Below are 4,630 nucleotides of genomic sequence, written 5' to 3'. Positions count from 1 at the left end.
CCCGTAGCCAAGAATTTCGCGATAAACGCTTAGCTGGCCTCCCTAAAGTGACTTACCCTGAGCAATTGCCGGTAAGTCAAAAAAAGGAATTAATTAAAGACGCCATTGCAAATAACCAAGTGGTTATTATTGCCGGTGAGACGGGCTCAGGCAAAACAACGCAAATACCTAAAATGTGTTTAGAGCTTGGTCGCGGTGTTGATGGTTTAATTGGTCATACGCAACCACGTCGATTAGCAGCGCGTACGGTGGCTAATCGTATTGCTGAAGAAATGAAGTGTGAACTTGGTCAGCAAGTTGGCTTTAAAATTCGTTTTAGCGATCAGGTATCTAATAATACGTATATTAAATTAATGACCGACGGTATTTTGCTGGCTGAAATTCAGCAAGACCGTTTTTTAAATCAATACGACACGATTATTATTGATGAAGCGCATGAGCGTAGTTTAAATATTGATTTTATTTTAGGTTACTTAAAAAACCTGCTTCCAAAACGCCCTGATTTAAAAATAATAATTACCTCAGCGACTATCGATCCTGAGCGTTTTTCAAAGCACTTTGATGATGCGCCCATTATAGAAGTATCGGGTCGTACTTTCCCTGTTGATGTGCGCTACAACCCTATTACTGATATTAATAAAGATGATATGGAAGCGGAGGGCGATCAGCTACAAGGTATTTTTGATGCCGTTGATGAGCTGTGCGCTGAAGGCCCTGGCGATATTCTCATATTTTTAAATGGTGAGCGTGAAATACGCGATACCGCAGATGCACTTAGCAAGCGTAATTTAAAACACACCGATGTATTGCCACTTTACTCGCGTTTATCTAACGCAGAGCAAAACCGTATATTTGCGCCGCATTCTCGTCGTCATATTATTTTATCGACTAACGTAGCCGAAACATCATTAACCGTGCCGGGTATTCGTTATGTAATAGACCCAGGTACTGCGCGTATAAGTCGCTACAGCTATCGTACAAAAGTACAGCGCTTACCAATAGAGCCTATATCGCAAGCAAGCGCCAATCAGCGTATGGGTCGTTGTGGACGTGTTGAAGCGGGTATTTGTATTAGGTTGTACTCTGAGGATGATTTTTTATCGCGCCCAGAGTTTACTGACCCTGAAATACTACGTACTAATCTTGCATCTGTTATTTTACAAATGTTGGCGCTAGGGCTTGGTGATATGGCGCAATTTCCGTTTGTACAAGCGCCAGATAGCCGCAATATTAATGATGGCCTAACATTGCTTGAAGAGCTACAAGCGGTAAAACCAGCTAAACGCGATAGTAAAACCAGCCTAACGCAATCGGGCAGAGAGCTTAGTCGATTACCCGTTGACCCACGTTTAGCAAAAATGGTGCTAACAGCCCATAAACTTGGCGCATTGCGTGAAGTGATTATCATTGTGGCGGCGTTGTCTATTCAAGACCCACGTGAACGCCCACAAGAAAAACGTGCTGCTGCTAATGAAAAACACGGTCGTTTTGATGATCCAGATTCTGATTTTATCGCTTTTTTAAACTTATGGAATTACTTAGAAGAGCAGCAAAGCGAGCTTACTAATAGCCAATTTAGAAAGCTGTGTCAAAAAGACTTCTTAGCCTATATGCGCCTGCGTGAATGGCAAGATATTGTTTATCAAATAAGTACTGTGTGTAACGAAATGGGCATGAAAGCAACCAGCCAAGCGGCTGATGGCGAACTTGTTCACAAAGCGTTGTTAAGCGGGATGCTAAGCCATATTGGCTTTAAAGATGAAAAACAAATATACAAAGGCGCACGTAATAGTCAGTTTCATATTTTTCCAGGTTCAGGTTTATTTAAAAAGAGCCCTAAATGGATCATGTCAGCGGAGCTGGTAGAGACAAGTAAGTTATATGCCCGCACAAATGCAAAAATAGACATTAACTGGGTAGAACCATTAGCACAGCACTTAGTTAAACGTAGTTACACAGAACCTCATTGGGAGAAAAAGCCAGGTGCGGTAATCGCGTTTGAACAGCAAACTTTATACGGCTTACTTGTTGTAAATAAACGCCGCTGTGTTTATAGCAACATAGACCCTAAAGTGAGTCGAGAGCTTTTTGTGCGCACAGCATTAGTTGAGCAAGAACTGGGCTTAAACGAGGGCTTTTTAGCGTTTAACCGTGAGCTAATAGAAGATATTCAAGTTCTGGAAAATAAGTCACGTCGTCGTGATATTTTAGTTGATGAGCAAACGTTATTTGAGTTTTACGATAAAAAAATACCCAAACAAATTAATAACCGAGCTGCATTTTTAAAATGGTATAAAACACAAAAACAACAAAATAAGCATTACCTACACATGACTCGTGAAGAGCTAATGCAGCATGGTGCAAGTAATATCACTGAGTTTGACTACCCTGACACATGGCAGCAAGACAATATTATATTGCCGCTTGCTTATCATTTCGATCCAGGCCAAGCAGTTGATGGCGTTGCGGTACAAATACCAGTAGCGCTTTTAAATCAAGTACAAGAAAGTGGTTTTGACTGGCACATACCAGCATTTAGGCATGAGCTAATAAGTGGGCTTATAAAGTCATTGCCTAAATCGCTTCGTCGTAATTTTGTGCCAGCACCAAACTATGCTGATGCAGTGCTGGCAGCTATTGAGCCAATGCAAGGTAGTTTAATTGATGCTTTAGCCACGCGTTTATTAAGAATGACAGGTGTGAGAGTTGATCCCGAGGCATGGGATTTAACCGCGCTTGCACCGCATTTACGATTACAGTTTGAAGTACGTGATGAGAGCGATAAGTTACTTGCACGAGGACTTGATTTAGCCAAGCTCAAAGCAGAGCTGCAAGGTGAAGTAACCGAAACACTGTCTAAAGTAGCCGATAAAGGCATTGAAAAGTCAGACCTAACACAATGGGATTTTGGTGAGTTACCCGCTTCATACGTTAAAAAACAAGGTCAATATGAGATAAAAGCATACCCTGCGCTGGTGGATAAAAAATCAGCCGCTGCAGTGGAGCTTTTTGATAGCGAAGCAAAAGCGCAGCAAGCACATCAACAAGGTTTGCGCCGTTTAGTACTATTAAATGTGCCATCGCCAATTAAGTACTTACAACAAAACTTACCGAATAAGGCAAAGCTGGGTTTGTACTTTAACCCATTTGGTAAAATAGCTGATTTAATTGATGACTGTATTGCCGCAGGTGTTGATAGCTTATTAGTAAAACACGGTGATATACGCGACGAAAAAGCATTTGAAACAGTAAAAGAGCAAATACGCGGTGAGCTGGGCGATGCCGTTGTATCGATTGCAACGCAAGTTGAGCAAGTATTAAGTATTGCTCATGCGCTGCATAAAAAAATGAAAGGGCGCGTTGATTTAACCATGATAACTGCGCACGGCGATATTAAGTCACAGCTTGAGTCACTTATATTTAAAGGTTTTGTGAGCGTGCATGGCGCAGATAAAATAGCGGATTTAATTCGTTATTTAAAAGCGATTCAAAAACGTTTAGAAAAGCTGCCTGTGGATCCAAATCGTGATAGGTTATGCGTACTAGAGCTAGATAAAGTTGCGCAAGAGTATAAAAAAGTAGTTAATAAAACGCCTAAAGGGTTACCTATACCACAAGAGGTAACCGCTATTTTCTGGATGCAACAGGAGCTTAGAGTGTCGCTATTTGCTCAAACACTAGGAACGCCTTACCCAATTTCAGCCAAGCGGGTACTTAATGCGATAAAAGAGATAGAATAAAACTTGCATTTTCTATTAAGCTTAGTACCTTAATAGAAGGATTTATTTTTGTTTTGAAAAGGAAGCGACATAGTTATGTCCTCATCGATTGAACATAAAACAAAGCGACTTTTAGTGGTAGATGACGAGTATTTTAATTTTGAAATGCTCAAAGCCGCACTCGCGTCGAAATTTGATGTTAGTTACGCAGATTCAGGGCAAAGCTGCCTTGCGTCAGCAATTGCGAGTCCGCCAGATATAATTTTGCTTGATGTTTGTATGCCTGGTCTTGATGGTTATGATACATGCCGAATGCTAAAGCACACACCTGAAACAAAAAATATTCCTGTTGTTATGGTATCGGGCCTAGAGTCCCCATCTGAAAAACAAGCAGGGTTTGATGCTGGTTGTAACGCGTATGTTGTAAAGCCATTTTCAGTGGGTTCTTTGTTGGAAAAAATTAACACGGTTGTTTAGAGGTAACATATGTTTACTGATGATAAGCGAAATTTTAGACGCATGCAGATTAACACTCCTGCAAATTTAACAACGATAGAACCAATAGCGGGTTTAAGTTTTGCCGCAGAGTGCGTGGATTTAAGTGCAACAGGTTTATCAATTCATTTAGATGAATTGCTTGAACCTAATACCTTACTGACGGTGAACATTGATTCGACTCATCCAAGTATTGCGCCTTTAAATGCAACTGCAAAAGTAATACGTGCCAGCAAAGAAGATGATGGCACGGTAACAGCAGGTCTTGAAATCATTGAGTTTAACTAAATCGAATTCAGTTAAACTAAATAGTAGATATTAAAAAACCTTACAGATTAAGCCTTTTAAGTAAAAGCCTTCAGGGTAGCTGCCAGCAATTGGATGATCGGCTGCCTGGTTTAATCGCTCCATTATCA

The 4,630-nt window shown here is 40.7% G+C and carries 3 protein-coding genes; all 3 read left to right on the top strand.

Going from position 1 to position 4,630, the window contains the following annotated elements:
- On the top strand, positions 1–3,740 hold a 3,740-nt coding region (hrpA, locus tag L652_RS0103505), incomplete at its 5' end, for an ATP-dependent RNA helicase HrpA (RefSeq protein ID WP_024603293.1).
- 75 nt (positions 3,741–3,815) lie between these two features.
- Complete coding sequence (locus tag L652_RS0103500) at positions 3,816–4,196, top strand: response regulator (protein WP_024597620.1); 381 nt, start codon at positions 3,816–3,818, stop codon at positions 4,194–4,196.
- A 9-nt stretch (positions 4,197–4,205) separates the two neighbouring features.
- Positions 4,206–4,502 (top strand): PilZ domain-containing protein, encoded by a 297-nt coding sequence (locus L652_RS0103495; protein WP_024597619.1) that lies wholly within the window; start codon positions 4,206–4,208, stop codon positions 4,500–4,502.
- Positions 4,503–4,630: the final 128 nt, after the last annotated feature.

It is taken from the genome of Pseudoalteromonas sp. TB25 (assembly GCF_000497995.1).
Classification (GTDB): Bacteria; Pseudomonadota; Gammaproteobacteria; order Enterobacterales; family Alteromonadaceae; genus Pseudoalteromonas; species Pseudoalteromonas distincta.
This window is presented reverse-complemented; position numbering and strand designations above follow the sequence as displayed.

Excerpts from the sequence above, each read along its gene's own strand:
- L652_RS0103500 (WP_024597620.1), top strand. The coding sequence starts at position 3,816 with ATGTCCTCATCGATTGAACATAAAACAAAGCGACTTTTAGTGGTAGAT.
- L652_RS0103495 (WP_024597619.1), top strand. The coding sequence starts at position 4,206 with ATGTTTACTGATGATAAGCGAAATTTTAGACGCATGCAGATTAACACT.